Origin of the sequence: Priestia koreensis, from assembly GCF_022646885.1 — a bacterium.
GTDB lineage: Bacteria > Bacillota > Bacilli > Bacillales > Bacillaceae_H > Bacillus_AG > Bacillus_AG koreensis_A.
Map to the genome: position 1 here is coordinate 3377685 of NZ_CP061868.1, position 20177 is coordinate 3397861.

25 protein-coding genes are annotated in these 20177 nt (G+C 40.8%); 6 read left to right on the forward strand and 19 right to left on the reverse strand.

Translation table 11 applies throughout. The annotated features are described in order from the left end of the window. Positions 1 to 7: 7 nt before the first annotated feature. From IE339_RS17720 to IE339_RS17735, 4 genes are all read right to left on the reverse strand, one after another. On the reverse strand, positions 8 to 904 hold the full coding sequence (locus IE339_RS17720) for a 2-dehydropantoate 2-reductase (RefSeq protein WP_242169686.1): 897 nt from the start codon (positions 902 to 904) through the stop codon (positions 8 to 10). A gap of 140 nt (positions 905 to 1044) precedes the next feature. Beyond that, entirely contained in the window at positions 1045 to 2586 is a 1542-nt protein-coding gene (locus tag IE339_RS17725; protein WP_242169688.1) for an acyl-CoA carboxylase subunit beta, read from the reverse strand. A 14-nt stretch (positions 2587 to 2600) separates the two neighbouring features. Beyond that, positions 2601 to 2813 carry a biotin/lipoyl-containing protein gene (locus IE339_RS17730; protein ID WP_053403384.1) on the reverse strand — a complete coding sequence of 71 codons (213 nt, stop codon included), beginning with the start codon at positions 2811 to 2813 and terminating at the stop codon, positions 2601 to 2603. A 16-nt stretch (positions 2814 to 2829) separates the two neighbouring features. Continuing rightward, positions 2830 to 4170, reverse strand: coding sequence for an acetyl-CoA carboxylase biotin carboxylase subunit (locus IE339_RS17735; protein ID WP_053403403.1), 1341 nt, complete (start codon positions 4168 to 4170; stop codon positions 2830 to 2832). 184 nt (positions 4171 to 4354) lie between these two features. Here IE339_RS17735 and IE339_RS17740 point away from each other — a divergent pair, with 184 nt between their 5' ends. Next, positions 4355 to 4825 (forward strand): N-acetyltransferase, encoded by a 471-nt coding sequence (locus tag IE339_RS17740; RefSeq protein ID WP_242169690.1) that lies wholly within the window; start codon positions 4355 to 4357, stop codon positions 4823 to 4825. Between the two features lie 35 nt (positions 4826 to 4860). Here IE339_RS17740 and IE339_RS17745 read toward each other — a convergent pair whose 3' ends face one another. The 4 genes from IE339_RS17745 to IE339_RS17760 form a co-directional block, all read right to left on the reverse strand. Beyond that, positions 4861 to 5469 carry an RsfA family transcriptional regulator gene (locus IE339_RS17745; RefSeq protein ID WP_242169693.1) on the reverse strand — a complete coding sequence of 203 codons (609 nt, stop codon included), beginning with the start codon at positions 5467 to 5469 and terminating at the stop codon, positions 4861 to 4863. 59 nt (positions 5470 to 5528) lie between these two features. Next, positions 5529 to 6290, reverse strand: coding sequence for an enoyl-CoA hydratase/isomerase family protein (locus IE339_RS17750; protein WP_242169695.1), 762 nt, complete (start codon positions 6288 to 6290; stop codon positions 5529 to 5531). A 171-nt stretch (positions 6291 to 6461) separates the two neighbouring features. Beyond that, positions 6462 to 6635, reverse strand: a complete 174-nt coding sequence (gene rpmF, locus IE339_RS17755) for a 50S ribosomal protein L32 (protein WP_053403388.1) — start codon at positions 6633 to 6635, stop codon at positions 6462 to 6464. Between the two features lie 69 nt (positions 6636 to 6704). Next, complete coding sequence (locus tag IE339_RS17760; protein ID WP_053403389.1) at positions 6705 to 7214, reverse strand: YceD family protein; 510 nt, start codon at positions 7212 to 7214, stop codon at positions 6705 to 6707. 160 nt (positions 7215 to 7374) lie between these two features. Between IE339_RS17760 and IE339_RS17765 the strand changes: the two genes are divergently transcribed. Beyond that, a complete protein-coding gene (locus IE339_RS17765; RefSeq protein ID WP_242169697.1) occupies positions 7375 to 8580 on the forward strand; it encodes a nucleotidyltransferase in 1206 nt (401 codons plus the stop codon). Positions 8581 to 8623: 43 nt separating this feature from the next. Here IE339_RS17765 and IE339_RS17770 read toward each other — a convergent pair whose 3' ends face one another. Together IE339_RS17770 and IE339_RS17775 are read right to left on the reverse strand one after the other, a co-directional pair. Next, a complete protein-coding gene (locus IE339_RS17770) occupies positions 8624 to 9649 on the reverse strand; it encodes a SepM family pheromone-processing serine protease (RefSeq protein WP_242169699.1) in 1026 nt (341 codons plus the stop codon). Beyond that, positions 9636 to 10433 (reverse strand): patatin-like phospholipase family protein, encoded by a 798-nt coding sequence (locus IE339_RS17775; protein ID WP_242169700.1) that lies wholly within the window; start codon positions 10431 to 10433, stop codon positions 9636 to 9638. The genes IE339_RS17770 and IE339_RS17775 overlap by 14 nt, the downstream gene beginning before the upstream one ends. A gap of 157 nt (positions 10434 to 10590) precedes the next feature. Between IE339_RS17775 and ylbJ the strand changes: the two genes are divergently transcribed. Further along, a complete protein-coding gene (gene ylbJ, locus IE339_RS17780; RefSeq protein ID WP_242169702.1) occupies positions 10591 to 11799 on the forward strand; it encodes a sporulation integral membrane protein YlbJ in 1209 nt (402 codons plus the stop codon). 42 nt (positions 11800 to 11841) lie between these two features. On the opposite strand, the gene IE339_RS17785 is transcribed toward ylbJ, so the two are convergent. Continuing rightward, positions 11842 to 12399, reverse strand: a complete 558-nt coding sequence (locus IE339_RS17785) for a hypothetical protein (protein ID WP_242169704.1) — start codon at positions 12397 to 12399, stop codon at positions 11842 to 11844. 326 nt (positions 12400 to 12725) lie between these two features. Here IE339_RS17785 and IE339_RS17790 point away from each other — a divergent pair, with 326 nt between their 5' ends. Further along, a complete protein-coding gene (locus IE339_RS17790) occupies positions 12726 to 14465 on the forward strand; it encodes a S8 family serine peptidase (protein ID WP_242169706.1) in 1740 nt (579 codons plus the stop codon). 42 nt (positions 14466 to 14507) lie between these two features. Here IE339_RS17790 and coaD read toward each other — a convergent pair whose 3' ends face one another. Together coaD and rsmD are read right to left on the reverse strand one after the other, a co-directional pair. Then, complete coding sequence (gene coaD / locus IE339_RS17795; protein WP_053403395.1) at positions 14508 to 14990, reverse strand: pantetheine-phosphate adenylyltransferase; 483 nt, start codon at positions 14988 to 14990, stop codon at positions 14508 to 14510. Between the two features lie 11 nt (positions 14991 to 15001). Beyond that, the gene (gene rsmD / locus IE339_RS17800) at positions 15002 to 15577 is read right to left on the reverse strand and encodes a 16S rRNA (guanine(966)-N(2))-methyltransferase RsmD (RefSeq protein ID WP_242169707.1); all 576 of its coding nucleotides are present in this window, start codon (positions 15575 to 15577) and stop codon (positions 15002 to 15004) included. A gap of 399 nt (positions 15578 to 15976) precedes the next feature. On the opposite strand from rsmD, the gene IE339_RS17805 reads away from it, so the two are divergent. Then, positions 15977 to 16360, forward strand: a complete 384-nt coding sequence (locus IE339_RS17805; RefSeq protein ID WP_242169709.1) for a DUF7147 family protein — start codon at positions 15977 to 15979, stop codon at positions 16358 to 16360. A 47-nt stretch (positions 16361 to 16407) separates the two neighbouring features. On the opposite strand, the gene IE339_RS17810 is transcribed toward IE339_RS17805, so the two are convergent. Beyond that, complete coding sequence (locus tag IE339_RS17810) at positions 16408 to 16683, reverse strand: YlbG family protein (RefSeq protein WP_053403398.1); 276 nt, start codon at positions 16681 to 16683, stop codon at positions 16408 to 16410. A gap of 97 nt (positions 16684 to 16780) precedes the next feature. On the opposite strand from IE339_RS17810, the gene IE339_RS17815 reads away from it, so the two are divergent. Further along, positions 16781 to 17104, forward strand: a complete 324-nt coding sequence (locus IE339_RS17815) for a hypothetical protein (RefSeq protein WP_242169711.1) — start codon at positions 16781 to 16783, stop codon at positions 17102 to 17104. Here the strand turns inward: IE339_RS17815 and IE339_RS17820 are convergent. The 5 genes from IE339_RS17820 to IE339_RS17845 form a co-directional block, all read right to left on the reverse strand. Then, complete coding sequence (locus tag IE339_RS17820) at positions 17101 to 17550, reverse strand: YlbF/YmcA family competence regulator (RefSeq protein ID WP_053403400.1); 450 nt, start codon at positions 17548 to 17550, stop codon at positions 17101 to 17103. The genes IE339_RS17815 and IE339_RS17820 overlap by 4 nt on opposite strands. A 159-nt stretch (positions 17551 to 17709) precedes the next feature. Then, positions 17710 to 18480, reverse strand: coding sequence for a DUF2711 family protein (locus tag IE339_RS17825; RefSeq protein WP_423809812.1), 771 nt, complete (start codon positions 18478 to 18480; stop codon positions 17710 to 17712). 446 nt (positions 18481 to 18926) lie between these two features. Then, positions 18927 to 19343: a hypothetical protein gene (locus tag IE339_RS17835; RefSeq protein ID WP_242169715.1), complete on the reverse strand. Its 417-nt coding sequence runs from the start codon at positions 19341 to 19343 to the stop codon at positions 18927 to 18929. Positions 19344 to 19490: 147 nt separating this feature from the next. Then, positions 19491 to 19733 carry a YlbE-like family protein gene (locus tag IE339_RS17840; RefSeq protein WP_242169717.1) on the reverse strand — a complete coding sequence of 81 codons (243 nt, stop codon included), beginning with the start codon at positions 19731 to 19733 and terminating at the stop codon, positions 19491 to 19493. Between the two features lie 8 nt (positions 19734 to 19741). Then, positions 19742 to 20149: a YlbD family protein gene (locus IE339_RS17845; protein WP_053402321.1), complete on the reverse strand. Its 408-nt coding sequence runs from the start codon at positions 20147 to 20149 to the stop codon at positions 19742 to 19744. Between the last annotated feature and the right edge of the window lie 28 nt (positions 20150 to 20177).

The following is a 20177-nucleotide window of genomic DNA, read 5'->3' on the forward strand; positions in this document are numbered from 1 at the left end:
TATCATCTCACTTTTTCTGTTTTTTTTCTAATCCTTTGATTGAGTTATACAAAAACGTCGCAAGCGGTACATCGACGCGTCGTCTTTCACCTTCACTTATGATATAACCTAATATGCTATCAACCTCAGTTTGACGCTTTGATTCAATGTCTCTGAGCATGGAGGAACGATTAAATGCCGTCTGTTCACAAACGGTTAAGATGGACTCCCAATATTCCTTTCCCTCGTTAATTCCTAATGAGAGCACTACTTCTGCAAAAAGCTGTTCCATGTTTTGACGGAATGGCGCAACAGATGGCAACATTCCATTTTCAACTCTGTACAAAGCGGTTAGCGGATTAATGACCGCATTCACAATAAGCTTTTTAATCATTGTTTTATACCAATCGTGCTCCTCAACGAATGAAAAGCAATCGGTAGAATTCTTTAAGAGTTCCCTATGTATGAAATGATTTTCTTTGTACATACAAAGACGTGTCGTGCCTATTCCTGTATGCTTTACGTGTACGTCTCCTGTTTTCAATGCTCCATGCTCGACTAACCCAAGAAATACATATGTATGAGGAAGGGAATCGATGATCTCCAAATGACTCATTCCATTTTGTAAAAATAACAGCGGAGTAGTCGGGGGAATTTCACGTAAAAAGGGTAAAATTGAAGAAAGGTGATATTGTTTAACCGCAATAACGGCTAAATTACAAGGAGCGATGCCATCAGAAATGACGGCTGCCTTTACACGAATAACGTTTATTTGTTCGCCTTCTTCAAGCTGAATCCCTTTTTCATTAATGGCTCTAGCCTGCTCGTTTGATTTTGTGTACACAGTCACCTCATGATAAGAAGCAAGACGAGCTGCATATAATAAACCAACGGAACCACCGCCAATAATTGCTATTCTGTTCATAAAGCCCTCCTAATGTTCGTCTATTTTCTACTCTTCACTTTATAGTATTTTTACCATTTTTAATAGAGAAAATAAAAAAAGCACAGAAGGTCTGCTGCTTTCTCAGGACCTTCTGTACAATCATACAATGGTTCTTTTTATCAAACAGGATAGACAGGGTGCTTACGTACGCTAAACACCAATTCTTTTGAATCGTAGTGATCAAATCTAGAAATGAGGGCGTCCCTCAAATCATTCGCTTGCACGATATCGTCCACAATCAGTTCAGAAGCAAGCTTGTAAATATCAATATGCTCTTTATATTCCTTTTGCTTTTCCTGCACATATTTAATGCGCTCTTTCGGATCCTCAATGCTGTTAATTTTATTGGAGTAGACCGCATTAACAGCGGCTTCTGGTCCCATAACGGCGATTTGAGCTGTCGGAAGAGCAATGCAGCAATCCGGCTCAAATGCAGGACCTGCCATTGCGTACAATCCAGCACCATATGCTTTACGAACAATAACCGAAATTTTCGGTACCGTGGCTGAACTCATAGCCGCAATTAATTTCGCTCCGTGACGAATGATCCCATCTCGTTCTACTTTCGTTCCAATCATAAATCCTGGTACATCGGCTAGGAATAAAAGCGGAATATGAAACGCATCACAAAGCTGAATGAATTTCGCTCCTTTATCAGCAGAGTCCACAAACAACACGCCACCCTTTGCTTTTGGCTGGTTGGCAATAATTCCGATCGTTTTACCATTCAGACGAGCAAGCCCCGTAATTAACTCCGGTGCAAACAGTTTTTTAATTTCAAAAAAGCTGCCCGCATCAATTAATGAATCAATCGCTTCGTACATATCAAACGGTACGTTTTGGTTTTCAGGGACGATATCCACAAGCGCTCTTCCCTGCTTCGGTTCAATCGCATCTACGACTTCTGTACGATGCTGAAAATTTTTCGGGAAGTAGCGAAGATAATCTCTCGCTTTTAAAATCGCTTCTTCTTCTTTTTCAACTAAAATATCGCCGCATCCACTTACCGTACAGTGCATACGTGCTCCGCCCATTTCTTCGAGCGTTACTTTTTCACCGATTACTTTTTCTGCCATACGCGGAGATCCTAGATACATCGACGCATTTCCATCGACCATGACCACAATATCACAGAAGGCCGGAATGTATGCGCCACCTGCAGCAGATGGACCAAACAGTAAGCAAATTTGTGGAATCATTCCTGATAATTTTACTTGATTGTAAAAGATCTTCCCTGCGCCGCGACGATTTGGAAACATGTCAATTTGGTCAGTAATACGTGCTCCAGCAGAATCCACTAAATATAAAATCGGTACTTTAAGCTTCTCTGCTGTTTCTTGAATACGAATGATCTTCTCTACCGTTCTTGCTCCCCAAGATCCTGCTTTAATAGTCGAATCATTAGCCATCACGCACACCGTTTGACCATGAATTTTCCCAATCGCAGTCACAACGCCATCAGCAGGTAAATCGCCCGCCATATTGTTCGCAAATTTTCCGTCCTCATCATATTGTCCGTTATCAAACAACAGATTTAAACGATCACGTACAAATAGTTTGTTTTGCTCCTTGAGCTTTTCGTGATATTTCGGCTGACCTCCTGCCTCAATTTCTCGTCGCTTTTGCTCATAGTTTTCCTGAAGATTGTTTGTATGTATCATTTTGATTCCCCCTTTTATTCTAAAATAAGTAGAGCATCGCCTTCGTTAACGAAATCACCTATCACAGCTTTAATTTCCTTCACCGTTCCAGATACGGCACTTTCAATTGGAATCTCCATTTTCATCGATTCAAGCATTACGACAACCTGCCCTACTTGTACTTCCTCATTGCTCTCTACTAATACGTTTAGTACCATCCCTGCCATTGTTGCCTCGATTGTTTTCATGTTTACTCCCCCTGTGTTAGTTTTTGATGGAACGTTTTGAAAGATAACTTGTTTCATATTCCCCATTCACAAATGCTTCGTCCTGAAGCACGTGTTGAAACAAGCTCAAATTCGTCTTAATCCCTTCGATTGACGCGCTATTAAAGAAACCTTTCGAGCGCTCGATCGATTCTTCTCGTGTCTTACCACTAATGATTACTTTTGCAATCATCGGATCATAAAATGGCGTTACTTTTTGGTTTGATAGATAGCCCAAATCAGCTCTTACCCCTTCTTGTTCTGGAAATTCCAATGACGTAATGAGGCCAGGTGACGGTAAAAAGGTTGTTGGATCTTCCGCATACACCCGATACTCAATCGCATGGCTTACCTGAGTAATTTCCTCTTGAACAAGCGGGAGCTTTTCTCCTCGTTCCACAAGAATTTGCCATTTGACTAGATCTAATCCTGTTAGCTCTTCCGTAACGGGATGCTCAACTTGAAGCCTTGTATTCATTTCCAAAAAATAATAATTCTCTTGTTCATCTACGATAAATTCAATGGTCCCCGCATTGTAATAACCAACGGCTTTTGCTGCGTCTACCGCCGTTTGACACATGACAGCACGGCCTTTTTCCGATAAAAACGGAGACGGTGATTCTTCAATTACTTTTTGATTACGTCGCTGTACCGAACAGTCCCGCTCAAACATATGGACCAGATTTCCATGTTTATCTCCGAAAACCTGCACTTCAATATGACGCGAATTAGTAATAAATTTTTCAATAAAGAGCTCATCGTTTCCAAAATAAGCTTTGGCTCTTCCTTTAGTGGACGCATATATTTTTTTCAATTCGTCTTCGCCTTCACAGCGGTGCATCCCAATTCCGCCTCCGCCTCCGCTCGCCTTCAGCATAACCGGATAGCCAATTTCCCGCGCAATACGACATGCTTCTTCAAGGCTCTCAACGCTTCCTTCACTTCCAGGAACAACAGGAACTTGCGCTTGTTTCATCACGTCTCTTGCCGTTACTTTGTCTCCCATTAGCTGAATTACTTCTGGAGATGGCCCGATAAAACCAATTCCTTCGTCCATAACCGCTTTGGCAAAGGCTGTGTTCTCAGACAAAAATCCATAGCCAGGATGAATGGCATCTACCTGTTCTTCCTTCGCTACACGTATGATTTCATCCGCTCTCAAATACGATTTTTGAACAGGCGCCTCTCCAATACATACCGCTTTGGTTGCTTCTTTTACGAACGGTAAATCTTGATCCGCTTCAGAATAGACGGCAATGGTTTCAATTCCCATTCGTTTACACGTCTGAATAATTCTTAATGCAATTTCCCCACGATTTGCAATTAATACTCTTTTCACGGTATCATCCCCTTTGTTCAACTGTTTTTTGTCCCCAACACCTATATTTCTACATTTTTCTTAAAATTCCTTTCGATATTTGGAAACGCTTACTAACAAGTGTGTTTATTTGCGGAATTTTTCGTATTTTTATTATATAATAAAAATAGCTTCACACTGCTACAAGAAAAGGGGTAGGGGGATTATGTACAAACCAGAAGTAAAACGATTACAAATCAACTTTAAAACGCTCGAAGAATTTAAAAAATTCAAAGAGTATGGCAATCAAGAATTATCTATGCTTGAAGACTTACAGGAAAACCTGACGGAAAATGAAATTCATTCTCCATTTTACGGAATATATTTCGGTGACAGCCTTGTTGCTAGAATGAGCTTATATAAACGCGACCAAAAGTTTGATCAATACTTCACACCTCCGCAGGATTTTCTAGAGCTTTGGAAACTTGAAGTATTACCAAGCTATCAGCGCAAAGGATACGGCGAAGCACTGGTGAATTTCGCTAAAAGCTTCGACCTTCCGATCAAAACCAATCCGCGTGTAAAATCCAGTGACTTCTGGGCTAAAATGGGGTTTCAGTCTATCAAGTATGATATGGATCGTGACTTAGGTCAAAACCCATTGCTTTGGCACCCAAATGGATTTGACGCTGAATAAAGAAACAGCTGATGAATTTCATCAGCTGTTTTTATTTATTTCTCTATCTTTTTTAATTTGCTCGTTTGGTCCACTTGAAATTTTACTTTCTCGCTTTTTTCGTCTTCTTTCAACACAACCATTTTACGAGCTCGCTCCATAATTTCAATGAGCGCTTTGTAGTCATCCTCGACGACGACAAGATTATTTTGAAGGAGATGCTTTTCCTTTTCTAATCGCTGTATGTGACGTTCTAATCCCTCTACTCTTCTCTTTAAATCTACGTTTAACTTCACCACATCATTAGCATTTTCTGCCGTGATCTCTAGATTCTCTAAAAAATGAATAACGTCACGAAGAGTTAAGTCAGACGATGAGGATTGCACTTCCCTCGGAGGGGCTTCTGCTCTCGCTCGTTCTGTTGTGGAATGTTGTGCTTTTAATTGTTTGCGTTGCTTTTTAGCAAGGTCGATGCCTGCTTTATACTGCTTTCTTACATAGGAATTCCAGCGAAAGCCACATGCTGCAGCTGTCCGAGACAACCTTCTTCCTACTTCCTCAAATGCATTTAATTGTGTGCCCCCATCTCTTATATATCGCAATACTAAATCAGCAAGAAGCAAGTCTTCGTCTTGCGTCCAAGCATCTTGGCGAGAAGACGTCATCTATCTATCCCTCCTAAAACCGTTTAGTAAATAAATATGCACTTACTAGAAAAGATAGACTACTTACGCTGTAAAAATGATTCCACCGCCTGATGATGCTCTTCACCTGCCCACAGGAGCGCACAGCCTTGGATTTCTTCCTTCATTCGAGCAAATACCCCATTTGCTTCCCAACGCTTTATATAAAGCGTTTTGTACTGCCTCAAGACGGACGTGCTTTTTTGCAACAGAGGCGTCACAAGTTGATTCATACTATCTTCCAACGCTGAAGGAGAAACTACTCTTTGAATAAATCCATACTCTTTTCCCTCTTCCGCTGAAAAGGTAGAAGCTGAATAAAGCATATGTAAAGCGGATTGAGGGGGCATTTTTTCTTGCAGGATCGTTGTCCCACCCCATCCCGTTGTAATGCCTAACCTGCCTTGAATAAAACCAATTTTGGCCGTGTCGACCGCTAGACGAATGTCACAAGCTGACGCAAGCTCACATCCTCCTCCAAGAGCAATCCCGTTTATGATCGCAATCGTTGGCTTCGGAAGGGTCATAAGTTCATATAAAATTTCCCCCATTGGATAAAGCATGCTATATGCTTCTTCTTCCGTCTTTAGCGCATGAAACAATTGAACGTCGCCACCGCTGCAAAAAGCGTCTTGTCCTGCCCCTGTAATGAGAAGTACTTTTACATGATCGTTTTCTTTACAAGCAGTAATCGCAGCCTTTAACCCCTTCATCACTTCATAATTAATCGCATTCTTTTTATGCGCACGATTAATTGTAAAAACGGCTCTTCCGTCTTCTTTTACATCAAATTGATACTCCATTTATAGATCCCCCTTTTGCACATTCCATCACATGGTTTCTGTATATAGAGGGAGAATTCCTGCTTTTGGGGTCAAGGGAAGCCCTAGAGCCTCCTTTCACATCACGGTGATCAACATACGACCAAACGAAAAAAGACATTCTCAATTGAGAATGTCTTTTAACTGCAAATATTAGTTGCTTTTTACTTCTTTTCCTTTATAAGTTCCACAAGCTTTACATACGCGGTGAGCTAATTTCATTTCACCACAGTTTGAGCATGCTACCATACCAGGAACTTGTAATTTGAAGTGCGTACGACGCAATCTTTTTCTAGTTTTGGATGTTCTTCTAAAAGGTACAGCCATTATTCCCACCTCCTTAAAAGAGTTTAAAATCATATGAAGGCCGGATAACGCCGGATCTTCTCATAATTATTACTTCTTGTCTTTGAAGAAATCTTGCAACGCTGCGAAGCGAGGATCGATACGATCTTTCCGATTTTCTTCACTAATAACTTCCCAATCCTTACCAGACTGAGGAGCTGCTCCCGATACGTCGGTGTTCTCACTGAACACTTGCATCGGAACTTCGAGAAGAATCAGCTCTTTTATAACAGGATATAGATCTACTATATCGCCTTCTAAAAAATGCACTTCTTCATCTTCATAATCAGTTGGTTTTAAAATAAAAGTTTCATTTGCATGAATGCTGAAAGGATATTGAACGTCGACTAATGTGCGAGCACATGGTAACGTTAGTTCTCCTTCAACAGTAAAGCTAAAAGTTACTCTTGCAGAACTAATGTCTGCTCGTCCTTTTATATGAACGTCTGAAACTCTGCGAATTTCGTCACCCATATCTGTAAATTCTTTACCGTCAATTGTTTCATCAAAATTTAGACCTTTATTTTGCAATTGGTACAATTGATGTACTGTCCATTTCATATCTATCACCTCAAGGCAACAAAGATGATTATAGCTTTCACAGAAGTATTTGTCAATATTTTTTCTTTACACTATAATGATCTTAATTAAAAAAGTTATAAAGCCATTTTAACACCATATGACTACTATAATCAAATAAACTTGTGAAGAAGGAATGTAAATGAAAGCTACGGGCATTATCGTGGAATATAATCCCTTCCACAACGGACACGATTTTCATGTTCATGAGTCAAAAAAACAAACAGAAGCTGACTGTATGATTGGCGTTATGAGTGGACATTTTCTACAACGAGGTGAGCCTGCTCTTCTATCAAAGTGGTACCGGACTGAAATGGCACTGCGCTCAGGAGTAGACTTGATCGTAGAGCTTCCGTACGTATACGCTACACAACAAGCAGACACGTTTGCCGCTGGAGCCGTTGCCATTTTAAATCAGCTACAGGTGGAGTCCATTTGCTTCGGAAGCGAGGACGGACGAATTGAGCCATTTCAACGAGCTGTGCAATTCACTGACTCCTCACAGCCATCTGAGCACGTAAAATCACTGTTAAAAGAAGGCTACAGCTATCCTAAAGCCCTGTCGCTAGCGCTTCAAACGACTGAAGATAGCATTGATTTATCACAACCAAACAATATTTTAGGATATGCCTATGTGAAAGCCATCATCGATCAGCATACAGGCATTACTCCGCATACGATTAAACGTACGCAAGCACATTACCACGACGTAGAACTTCCTACTACACCTATTGCAAGCGCAACAAGTATTCGAAAAAGCTTACATACTCAATCATCCATCGAAGAAATTTCTCCCTATGTGCCAGCAGCTACGACTCGCTTGCTGGAAGATTACATCACAACGTACGGAGGGTTTCACGACTGGGAACAGTATTTTCCGCTGTTAAAATATAAGCTTCTAACGATGACACCTAGTCAGCTTGCGGATATTTACGAAATTGAAGAAGGAATTGAGTATCGCCTGCTCGATGCTAACAAACGCGCTAGTACGTTTGCGGAGTTTATGTCGCTTGTGAAAACAAAGCGTTACACGTGGACACGTATTCAGCGTATGTGTGTCCATATCTTAACGCACACGATGAAAGAAGAAATGAAGCCCTTTTTACACGTTGACGCCCCACCGTACGTCCGGGTACTCGGGATGACGAAGAAAGGACAAGAATATTTACGGCTAATAAAGAAAAAAATTGAGGTTCCACTTGTTACGAAAATTTCAAAAAAACAAGCAGACACGATTCTTCGATTAGATTTAAAAGCCACCTATGTTTACGGAATGAGTTTACCAGAGCCATTAAGATCTCAGTTTAGCATGCAAGACTTTACTACTCCACCCATTATTCTTTCCTAATAAAAAAGCTCCTTCTCTTGTGAAAGAAGGAGCTTTTTTATATTTATTTTTTATCTTTTAATTTGTTTAAGTATGCAATCGCATCATCAAACGTGTTCACAGGAATAATTTTCATCTTTGTATCAATTTTCTTCGCTGTTTTCACCGCTTCATTGTAGTTGGAGTCTTTCCTACCACCTTCAGCCGGAGCAAAGAAAATTTCTGCACCTGAGTCACTAGCGGCGACAATTTTTTGTGAAATCCCACCGATCGGTCCAACGATGCCCTCATCGTTAATTGTTCCTGTACCTGCGATTTGATAGCCGTGAGTGGTATCTTCCTCTACTAGCTGATTGTAAATTTCCAACGAAAACATGAGACCAGCAGAAGGCCCACCAATTTGCTCAGTGTTAATTTTCACTTTTGGTGTTTCTGTAATATCTCGATCCGTAATGAGCGTAATACCTAGTCCTACTTTGTTTTTCAATCCTGGGAACGGTTGAATCTTAACCGATTTGGTATACATTTTCCCATTACGATCGTATGTAATGCTCACAGCGTCCCCTTTTTTCTTCTGAGATACGAATGAAATGAATTCATCTGCCGTTTCAATAGCCTTTCCATCCACCTTATGTACGCGATCTCCTGCTTTTAACACTTTTTCAGCAGGCATCTTTGGCACTACGCTCATAATGTATACACCTTTGTTATGAAACTCAATTTGTTTATTTGCCTTTTGGTATGCTACGACAATCGCCGACTGTTTCGATGTTTCCATAAGGTGAAGCTGTCTGTAATTATAGTCTTTGTCGCTTTCCCCTTCTTGACGAATATCTTTTTCAGGAAATACTTCTTGGAAATCCTGAATATGTGCGAGCGTGTATGACAGTGGAGTTGCTTTCCCCATTCGAACCGTTGTCAGCATAAAATCGCCTTTTTCCTCTGTTCCACCCTGAACGTCAATGATAGGGTCTAGCTTTTGTGCCATTCCTGGCTTAGTGATGTAGTACGGAAGCGGAAAAAATACAATCATAAACGCCAGAATAATCCCCAGCACGAGGGACAACGTAAATAGTTTATTCTTTTTCATGGTGCTGCTCCTTCCAATTTTCAATGGTTGCTTTAATTTTAGGCAGATGTTTTCTACCTTCTTCTTCACCTATTGCAATAATTTCAGCAATGTTCTTAAACGCGCGGGAGCTAAATGCCTCGACGTGAGGCCGAATCATAACATCCGACGCAATTTCACGATGCTTCACAAGCTCTTCTTGTAAAATGTCTAAACTTTGTAAAATAACATCAAAAATCGAGCCAATCTCTGCATTTGTTTTGACTCTTGAAACATCTACCGCTATAACAATATCTGCCCCTAAATCACGCGCCACGGAAACGGGGATACGATCCACAACTCCCCCATCTACTAACAGCCGGCCATTCAGCGGCTCAGGAACAAAAATACCGGGAATGGAGATGCTTGCTCGCACAGCTTCTGCTACAGGTCCTTCCCTAAAAACCACTTTTTCTCCCGTTCTTAAATCGGTCGTGACAATCGCAATCGGAATCATCAAGTCTTCAATATTCTTTCCATGAGTAAAGACTCTTACTAATTCTTTAATTCGCTCTCCAACAACAAATCCCATTTTGGGGACCGTAACGTCTAAATGGTACTTTCGTTTGAAAGCATTGGCGATTTTATATAAGCGGTCCATGTCCATTCCCGTTGCATAAAAAGCGGCCACAAGCGCCCCCATGCTGCTTCCCGCGATACAGTGAACGGGAATGTTAGCCTCATGCAGCACTTTTAACACCCCAAGATGCGCAAAACCCCTGGCTCCGCCAGATCCAAGAGCTAAACCAACCGTTGGATCTTTCAAGTCACATCCCCTCCTTTATCTATTGTTCATTCTTATGGTCTAAATTCCAGGGCTAGACTCGTATATTGATATATAGGTTGTACAATATTGGAGTAATTTTACCATTTTTCCCTTTGAAATGCATATTTTAAGCCATTACTCTAGGAGGAGAACAAGTTTGACAAAATCCGTCTTTAAAACACTCTTACTTTCTGCAAGCGCACTTCTGCTAGCAGGCGCATTAATTATTTTCCCCCAAGAAGCGGTAAAAGCTTCTGTGCGGGGATTAGATATGTGGTGGAAGGTCGTTTTCCCTTCGCTCCTTCCCTTTTTTATCGCTTCTGAGATGCTTATCGGCTTTGGCGTTGTAAAGTTTGTCGGTATTCTTCTTGAACCGTTTATGCGCCCTATTTTTCGTGTACCAGGCGCTGGTGGATTTGTTCTCGCGATGGGGATGGCTTCAGGATTTCCAGCAGGGGCCAAACTTACGGCTCGCCTTCGACAGGAAAGACAGCTGACATCCCTTGAAGCAACTCGTCTTGTCTCCTTCACAAATTCGTCTAATCCATTGTTTATTTGCGGAGCGGTGGCGGTCGGTTTTTTCCACAATCCCCACCTTGGTATTTTACTTGCGCTCGCCCATTACCTTGGCAATTTATCCGTGGGCGTCATCATGAGATTCTATGGTGGTTCCTCTGTCATAGATTCGCCATCTAAAAAAGGTCTTCCTTCTTTTAAAGAAGCGCTGCGAGAAATGCATCGTTACCGTCTTTCCGATAATCGTCCAATCGGAAAACTGTTAGGGGATGCCGTTAGCTCCGCTATTCAAAGCCTCTTAATGATTGGTGGATTTATTATTTTATTTTCGGTTTTAAACAAGCTTCTTTTACTAATGAACGTGACTTCTCTGTTCAGTCACTTGCTTTCGCTTGTTTTTCCACTGTTTCATCTTTCAACCGATCTTTCGTTGCCCTTTGTCTCAGGTCTATTCGAAATTACACTTGGAAGCCGTTTAACGAGTGACATTACGTCTTCTCACCTTTTACATCAGGCCATTATCACAAGCTTCATATTGGGATTTAGCGGCTTTTCTGTGCAAGCTCAAGTTGCCAGTATCTTAGCTGAAACTGATATTAAGTTTTTACCATTTTTTATTGCTCGTATTCTTCATGGATGCTTCGCAATGATTATCACCATCTTACTGTGGCGCCCTCTCCATTCGTATATCACATCATACAATCCGTCTGTTCCGACCTCTACAAACGAAACCTTTGGGTGGATGAGTGAATATTGGCATGTGTGCATCACCTATGGGCCTCTTCTGACCATCGGATTTTTACTTTTGTATGTTTGGCTACTCTTTAAGAATTTGCGTCGGGCTTTGTAGAACGAAAGAAATTATGTTTAAATACTGCTCTAAAAAAAGCCCTCAATATTGAGGGCTTTTTAGGTTATTGACGTCTTCAACAGCATCCGCAGTTTCCCTGCGGTAATCGATGACTTTTTCATTTTTATCAAAATATATGTACAGTTGTTCAGTCCATTGGTGCCATCCCCATGTTCCTTCATACACATACATATATCGTTCTTCTTCCTCTTCACGTTCAACCTTCTCTGGCCTTCCAAACAGTGCTTTTATTTCGGTTACAGACAGATTTTTAATGGTTCTTTCGTTGAATAAATCATCTAATCGATAAACTTGATGACTTCGTTCTTCTTTCCACTTTTCTTCTCCCGTATAATTCGCCACCTTCTCACTTTTATACTGAAAGATCGCTAGACAGCATCCTAACAGTACTAAAAAAGTGCCAACTATATACGAAGACTTTTTCTGTGAACCAGTTAAATAGATCAGCACAACGAGAGTGATGAAAATGAAAATAATTGCCCCAAAAAGTTTGTAATGTGTCCCAAAAGGAACTAAAAAGTTTAGAATGAGTACCCCTAAAGCAGTCATTATCGATAATAGGACGGCGATAATATTCAAGCATAACAGCTCCTGGCATATCATTTTGTATGTCTATGCCTTTATTTTAGCAGTTTACAAACATCATTTTCACCATCTTTTAACAACCTTATTGTTCGTTTATGAAAAGTTATTTTTATTTGGTTCAAAGCGAGAATATGATATTTAACACACTGCTTGAGAACAATCCCTTTAGTGATCAATCATGCAGCATAGATCTCGAAGCATCATTTTTGTTTCGAATTTAACGTTTGTATAAGAAAAAGGCGTTTTTTCTAGCTCCATTAAAAACATGCATTCATATGTTAACTATTGAACATGATTTTTTTAATGGAGTGTGATGCTTCATGAAAAAGTTTTTGCTAATGATTGGGGTTATTCTACTTTTTCTCTTTCCTTTTTCTCGTGATTTTTCCTTCGTTGGTGTTCCAACCGTCCAAGCTCATTCTTTATTAGACGGACAAAACCACGATCTGATTGTGAGTTTCACCCCATCTTTTCATAATCACAAAGCACTAACCAATTGGCAGAAAAAGCAAAGGTATGATGTGATTTCGTTTAATGGAGCTGTTGCTGTCAGCGGGGAATTTAAACAAAAAGATATTGCAGCATTTTTGAAGAATCCAAACGTTGCTTCAATCGAACAGGATACAAAAGTTCATTTGTTAGAACAGGTGATGGACTGGGGAGTACAAACGGTCCATGCCCCATACGCTTGGAAGTCTTCGTATACAGGAAAAGGAGTGAAAGTAGCCGTTCTTGATACAGGAGTAGGACCACATGAGGAAGTAAACGTGGTCAAAGGCGTTTCGATGGTGTCGTACACCACATCCTTTCGAGACGACCACGGCCATGGCACACATGTAGCGGGTATTATTGCAGCTAAGAACAATACACGCGGTATTGTTGGAGTGGCACCTAATGCAGAGATCTACGCTGTAAAAGTGCTGGATTCAAACGGAAACGGCTATTTGTCAGATATCATCAAAGGCATCATATGGGCCATTAATGAACAAGTCGATATTATTAATATGAGCTTTGGGACAAGCACCCCCTCCCCAGCCCTAGAACAAGCCATTAACATCGCCACACAAAACGGGATTCAAGTCGTGGTGGCAGCTGGCAATTCAGGAAGCTCTAAAACTCCTGGTCTTTTATATCCAGCAAAATATGATCCCGTCATTGCCGTTGGATCCGTAGACAAAGATATGAATCGCTCTTCCTTCTCTTCCTACGGACCTGAGTTAGACCTTGTCGCACCAGGCTCTTCAATTCAAAGCACCTATCTCTTTAATAGCTATGCTCGTTTAAGCGGAACATCAATGGCCGCTCCTCATGTGGCAGGTGACTTGGCTTTATTAAAAGAAGCCTTTCCAAATGCATCCGCACAAGAACTGACGCAAAAATTGTTTGCAACAGCTAAAGATGTAGGATCTCCCGGAAAGGATGACATGTACGGGTACGGATTGATTCAAGCACCGTTTAATGAAGGGATGACTCAGCTAACTGTGAACCTTTCACAGCCATCCCTACTGCCAAATGAACCCGTAGCTATTAAAACCAATGTAAATTTCCTAACGCTTAAACCTGCCCCGCAAGTCGGCCTTCGGTACACGGTTACGATGCCATCGGGAAAAAAGATGTCGTATACAGCAAAAAGCGATGATGATGGAGAAGCTGTCTTTACATTTTCGTCTACGCAAGCCGTTGGAACTTATAAAGTAGACATCTCTTCATTAGGTAATGAGGAAAAGACGAGCACTTCTTTTACGATCGCCAAGCCTAGTTCTTCCTATCTTCACTTCTTTTTATCAAGCTCTACTATTGTGCAAAAAGGGAGCGGTACTGCCGTAACAGCAACCGTATTGGATGAAAAAAATCGTCCGCTCAGCTCCAGAAAAATCTCATTTACAGCTACTACCCCTTCTAATCAGATCCTTCGTTTTTCAGCAATCAGTGATAAACGTGGAAAAGCCTCTATCACCCTCGAAAAAAACATTCCATTAGATATGTCTGGGACCTACTTCGTCACTGCCAGTATCGCTAATTTTCAACACACGCTTTCTTTACTTGTAGCAGACAAATAAATAGCAAGAAAAAAAGAAGGCGCAGCGCTGCACCTTCTTTTTTTATGTATGAAATTTTTGGATTAATGCCTCTGAAACGGCTGGTGGAACTAACTCTGATACATTTCCACCGTATTTTGCTACTTCTTTCACAATACTGGAGCTTAAAAACGAATATTGGTTGTTTGTCATCATAAAAAATGTCTCAATGGATTCATCAAGCACGCGATTAACAGACGTAATTTGCATTTCGTATTCGAAATCTGATACAGCCCGAAGTCCGCGCAAGATGCAGTTAGCATTCTTTTTCTTCGCATATTCCATTAACAGACCTTGCGATGCTTCAATCGTAATATTAGGCATATCCTTTGTTACTTCTTGAAGTAGCGCGATTCGTTCTTCTACTGAAAAAAGCGGATTTTTAGAAGAATTATTTAAAACAGTTATGTACAGCGTGTCAAAAATCTTTGCTCCACGCTTAATGATATCTAGATGTCCATTTGTAACGGGATCAAAGCTCCCTGGACAGATGGCTACACTCCCCATTTCCTTCCTCCTTATTCTTCCTCTGCCTGTTCTGTTTGCGCAGGCTCATAGATTGTAATTGCGGTAATACCATAAATTTCAGCCTTTGTTCGTTCATAGGTACCAATCGTTTCTGGCAATGAAACACCTTTGTCATGCTCACAAACAATTTTGCCCGTCGAAGTTAGCAGTGATGCTTCGCTAATGAATTCGATAAGCGCTTTCAATTTTTGTGCTTTATACGGTGGATCTAACAGGATCAAATCAAACTGAAGCTCTCGTTTAAGAATCGCTTTAAGTGCACGGTCTGCGTCATTTCGATACACTTCTGCTTGGTCTTCAAACCCGCAAGTAGCTAAATTCGTTTTAATCGTTTGAATGGCTTTACCATCTCGGTCGACAAAAATAAATTTATCCAACCCACGACTTAACGCCTCAATGCCTAGTCCACCGCTTCCACCAAATAAATCTAAACCAAGTCCACCTTCAAAATAGGGACCAATAATATTGTAAATAGATTCTTTCACCTTATCTGTCGTTGGACGCGTCGTCGTTCCAGGAACGGCTTTTAACGCTAGTCCTTTTTTTGTACCAGATACAACTCTCATTTTTCTCACAACCTTACTTCGTTTACTGCATATTCTTCATTATCCTACCACAAATTATTTTATAAAAACTAGGGAAATTCATTATTTCTCCCTCAGGATGGAAATATTTTTTCCAATTTTCGTATAACCTGATCATGTTTGGAAATAATGAGGGTAACAACATCTCCTGATAAAGGTGTTGTTGCCAACCGCGGAGAAGACTTACGTTTCCCCATAAGTTCTTCCTCCGGTTTCTCCTCTCCCTTTGCCTTCTTGACTTGATTTGCGTGCTCGTGTCATTCAAATCAATATAAGAGGGGCCCTATAACCTGATGGTTATAGGGTTTTTTTAATGTTTACGGTCCCCTTGTTCAATGGTACAGTTAGCATATAATAATCTTTTTATACCGGAGGACAAACATGATTCAACGTTTTATTGAGCTTGGTGAAGGCTATTCTGATATTTACGAGCTGTTTGAATTGGCTCGCTCTAACAAGCATCGCCTTGCACATCTATTATTACTTGAAACAACGATCGACGGACAGAGAAAAGGCTCCTTTGTGGTTGTGCTCTCTCCTGCGTCTGAAGGGAAATTTCAGCCTCTTTATATCTCAAGAGAAGGGGTTGCCTTAACCGAGTCAAGCAAACGCATAGAGCTGTTTCAAGAGCTCGCTGCATCCCTTGAAAAAAAGGTGATTTCAATTGATGTTCGATCATCTAAAAGCTTTGCTGAAACTGACCTTTACTATCAGTACCTCATCGGTATTTTGCGAATGAATCGCTATATTTTACCAATGCAATAATCACACAAAAAAAGGGTATGTGACTATCACATACCCTTTTTTACTGGTTAAATTCCAATTTTATAATCATATTCTTTTGCTTTGTCCGGCTTTGAATTTTCAAATTCAGTTTTCAAAAACGGTTTATACGAAGGCATCACTTTTTTAACAAAAGGAAGAGAATTTAGTTTTTCTACTAATTTTTCATGATCTTCCATATTAGAATATAACACCACGTATTTTAAATCTTTTGAAACGTATTGAACATGTCCATATCTTCTTAACGATTTAGCCTGTTTCACAGACTGAACATATACAATGACTCCTTGACGCTCCACAAACATACTTCTTCCCCTTTAAGTGTAATCAGTATTTATAAAACCATTGCCATTATGTACGAGTAATTATGAATAATCATATCATGATTTGGGTGATAGAGATATGAATTTAGATGAAATATGGAAAATCTTTTTCCAGCACCTTCATACAAGTTCCCATATTTTACAGTATGAGCAAAAAAACTTCGCTGGTATACCTTTCCTGTACATTGATGCAGGCGTTACCACCACAAAAAAAGAAATAGATGAGGCTATTTTAGCCTCATCTATCCGGGCTGCCTCTCACCAAAAAGTTACGTGGAGAACTTCATTCGTCCGAAACGATGGAAGCCGCTATGTGTATCAGCATCGCTTCATTGTTCCGCTTCAGAAAATGTTTTGCTGTGGAAATAGCTGCACAGACTGCGTTCGCTACGAACGAACTTAGTGAACGCTACATCCGCAGCTTCCACCTGAACCACATCCACCACCACAGGAAGAACCAGTATCAAAGAACGGATTTCCAGTCGGCACTTTGATTTGCTCAGAAATGGAGTACCCTAAAATGACGCTCACTTCATCTAAAAGCTTTTGCACGGCGTTCTCCGCCTTTTTAAATTCAATGACCGTCTCATGAAGGTCTACTGAGCGCTTCAGCTCACGCGTCTGTTTTGTGACGGTTTTGTAATCAGGATGATATCTCCCAAAGCGCTGTACCTCTTCGTAACGCTCTTTCATCTTCACAAATTCCGCGACAAGCGCCTGAGCTTCCTGATCTTGCCTAAATGTATATAAACACTGACGATAATGTTCAACGACATCGGATTGTAAAATCATCTTTCCAATGTGCTCAGCACCATCTAAAAGCTGAACAGTCTCTGATGTTACAAGCATGGTTTTACACACCTCCACCCCTATCTTATCACGGATAAAGCCGAGAAGAAAATGATTAAACACGCCTTTTTCTAAAAAATGGTGATCTTCCTCAAATGTTCTAGAAAGGGACCGTTTTCGTTTATTAACATTTAAGGAAGCTTCCAAGTTAAAAGCGCCTTACTGCAGATACCAATTAACAGAAGTTTTTTGATCACATATGATCGCCTCAAACTTCATCGTTTGCACGATATCTCCAATATGCTCATCTTTTGCAATCAGCAAGGTTATAAAAGAGTCATACAAACTCATAAAAGCATAATCCCTATTTTCATCCGTCACGATTAACTCATGACCTGATAAGTCACATAGATCTAATGAAGACGTATCATTGATGGTCAATAAACCATTATCCCCCGATATCGGATCTGAGAAATAAAGTTCTTTAGCTCCGTTTGAGCCCATCACCTTCAATAAACGATCCATTAAAAACACCGATGTATGATCCTCTGTTGGATAAAAATAGTCTGGGCGAAGATGTAAATTTAAGCGATCAGCTAAATCCTCTCGTCTATATTTTTCTATGAAAGCACCAATAGAAGTGATTAAAGCTAATGCTACTTCTTCAGAGGAAGCAAAACCACAATCCAACATGACCTTCTGCCAAGGAACAGGTTTACCAATTGTAAGAATCTCTTCATCACTCGGATAGATATGTTGATATGAATTCTCCCTTATGCTTTCCTCCCATCCTGAAGGCATTTGAACGAAAGGATGAAGCAATAGAGCTGCGGACTTAAACGTTCTGGGAAGCTGTTTTAAGATTGGTTTCTTATCCTTTAACCAAATATACTTTAACAAATCATCCCCTCCCTTCAGACGCTGCACGCTAAGTTTAGACAAGTGTAGGTTATTATACGTATCTGGTATTTCAAATACAAGTGATAACAGCAAAAACTCTTTCATATTGTGTTCAGTGCTCTCATCTCTACAACTGTCTTTAAAGAGGAACCCTCCCCCCGTAAAAGTCCTATTACAAGATGTGACAAGAAATCAATGAAAATAGAACCCTAGTGAAAGACGCAAAGCCTCCTCTGCAATTAGCTCACCGCTCGCCCTGCGGAAAGCGGAGCGATCTGGAACGAAGGGACACACTATTCATCTCACTCATCCGATGAAAGTAGGACCGGAGTGGAAGATGCGAAGACTCCTGCAGGACTAGCGGGTCAGGTGAGATCGCGCAGGAGAAAAACGACGAGGCAGTTCACCGCTCGCCCTGCGGAAAGCATAGAAATCTGTAACGAAGGGACGCACTAATAAAGTCCCTCTCCTTGCAAAAAAAAGAAGCCCTCCCTCACCACGCTAGGTAAGACAACGCTCTCCTTTTTAACTCCATATCAATTGCCCACATTTACACTAAACTCTTGCTTCAAGTCATATACGCTTCCTTTTTCACGCTCAACCTCTAACCGAATTCGATGAACACCCTTTTCCAAATTAGGAATCACAAACGCTGCTTTTGACTCTTCAAGCGTCCTTACTCCGTCTACATACACAACTACATATCCTTGTCCGTCCTGATTTTGCGATGATTGCTGAAACGTGAATCGATTGATAATACACTCCACATACACATCGTCTCCGCTCACATACTGATGCACCGTAAGCGTACGATCCTGCAGTAAAGCCGATGACTCAACGCTTTTACGATGCTCACTTTGCGGTGGATTTGGGCTCGAATTCGGCTTTGGTTTATCATTTTGACACCCCGCCACCAATAGGACACTTACCATACATAGAGCTATTCTATACACATCGCTCACTCCTTTTTCAGGTAGTATGTGCAAGCACCCCACTTTTATCCAACTCCCACAAAATGAAAAACCGGCCTCTCCCTATTCCATAGGATGTGACCGGTTCTTCATATAAACAAAGCAGCCACTTCCAACGTCGCCTGCTCATTATGAATCTTGCTCTCGCATCGCCTGAAGCATATAAAGCATCACATTCGCCATTTCGACCGAATTTGAGAACTTCTCAATTTTATGGGGAATCGTCTGTTTAAAATACTGCAATGACGCAAGTTCAAACTTTTCAAGCTGCGTTGGGTCTCGTGTTAACGTACGATACCAAATTGGTTGCTCGCGGATAAACTGCTGCAGCTGCGACTTTGATGAGATATAATCATACACATCTTTTCTCATACTATGACTTAATCCTTACGAAATCCAAAAGGGTTATTGGGGACCGAGCCTCCACCTATTGGTTTCTTTGTTTGGAATTGCTGAAGCACCTGCTGAATGTTTGAAATCGCCGAATTCATGCTCGTCATATGCTGCTGCATTTGATCAACGTCCATATTCTTCACCGATGAAAAGATCGAGCCTAAAAAGTCTCCTTTGGCTTTCTTTTCATCTTCTTTCGCGGGTTCTTCGTCTCCATCTGTTGAACGGTACTTCGCCCACGTTTGATCGTCTTCCCCAAATAAATACCAATCTTCATAAATTTCCTGCCAAGAACGCTTTTGCTTTCGTACTTCTTCTACAAGCTTTGGATGATCCTTCACAAACGTTTTAAACTTTGCAATGGAAGGGTGCAACTCTTTTTTTACACTGCTCAATTTTATCACCTCTATGTCAGTAGCCTAC

Excerpts from the sequence above, each read along its gene's own strand:
- IE339_RS17805 (WP_242169709.1), top strand. The coding sequence starts at position 15,977 with ATGATTCAACGTTTTATTGAGCTTGGTGAAGGCTATTCTGATATTTAC.
- IE339_RS17730 (WP_053403384.1), bottom strand. The coding sequence starts at position 2,813 with ATGAAAACAATCGAGGCAACAATGGCAGGGATGGTACTAAACGTATTA.
- IE339_RS17840 (WP_242169717.1), bottom strand. The coding sequence starts at position 19,733 with ATGAGAAAAGATGTGTATGATTATATCTCATCAAAGTCGCAGCTGCAG.
- IE339_RS17750 (WP_242169695.1), bottom strand. The coding sequence starts at position 6,290 with ATGGAGTATCAATTTGATGTAAAAGAAGACGGAAGAGCCGTTTTTACA.
- IE339_RS17760 (WP_053403389.1), bottom strand. The coding sequence starts at position 7,214 with ATGAAATGGACAGTACATCAATTGTACCAATTGCAAAATAAAGGTCTA.
- IE339_RS17725 (WP_242169688.1), bottom strand. The coding sequence starts at position 2,586 with ATGATACATACAAACAATCTTCAGGAAAACTATGAGCAAAAGCGACGA.
- rpmF (WP_053403388.1), bottom strand. The coding sequence starts at position 6,635 with ATGGCTGTACCTTTTAGAAGAACATCCAAAACTAGAAAAAGATTGCGT.
- IE339_RS17820 (WP_053403400.1), bottom strand. The coding sequence starts at position 17,550 with ATGCTTGTAACATCAGAGACTGTTCAGCTTTTAGATGGTGCTGAGCAC.
- IE339_RS17770 (WP_242169699.1), bottom strand. The coding sequence starts at position 9,649 with ATGAAAAAGAATAAACTATTTACGTTGTCCCTCGTGCTGGGGATTATT.
- rsmD (WP_242169707.1), bottom strand. The coding sequence starts at position 15,577 with ATGAGAGTTGTATCTGGTACAAAAAAAGGACTAGCGTTAAAAGCCGTT.
- IE339_RS17810 (WP_053403398.1), bottom strand. The coding sequence starts at position 16,683 with ATGTTTGTGGAGCGTCAAGGAGTCATTGTATATGTTCAGTCTGTGAAA.
- coaD (WP_053403395.1), bottom strand. The coding sequence starts at position 14,990 with ATGGGGAGTGTAGCCATCTGTCCAGGGAGCTTTGATCCCGTTACAAAT.
- IE339_RS17720 (WP_242169686.1), bottom strand. The coding sequence starts at position 904 with ATGAACAGAATAGCAATTATTGGCGGTGGTTCCGTTGGTTTATTATAT.
- IE339_RS17765 (WP_242169697.1), top strand. The coding sequence starts at position 7,375 with ATGAAAGCTACGGGCATTATCGTGGAATATAATCCCTTCCACAACGGA.
- IE339_RS17740 (WP_242169690.1), top strand. The coding sequence starts at position 4,355 with ATGTACAAACCAGAAGTAAAACGATTACAAATCAACTTTAAAACGCTC.
- IE339_RS17790 (WP_242169706.1), top strand. The coding sequence starts at position 12,726 with ATGAAAAAGTTTTTGCTAATGATTGGGGTTATTCTACTTTTTCTCTTT.
- IE339_RS17745 (WP_242169693.1), bottom strand. The coding sequence starts at position 5,469 with ATGACGTCTTCTCGCCAAGATGCTTGGACGCAAGACGAAGACTTGCTT.
- IE339_RS17815 (WP_242169711.1), top strand. The coding sequence starts at position 16,781 with ATGAATTTAGATGAAATATGGAAAATCTTTTTCCAGCACCTTCATACA.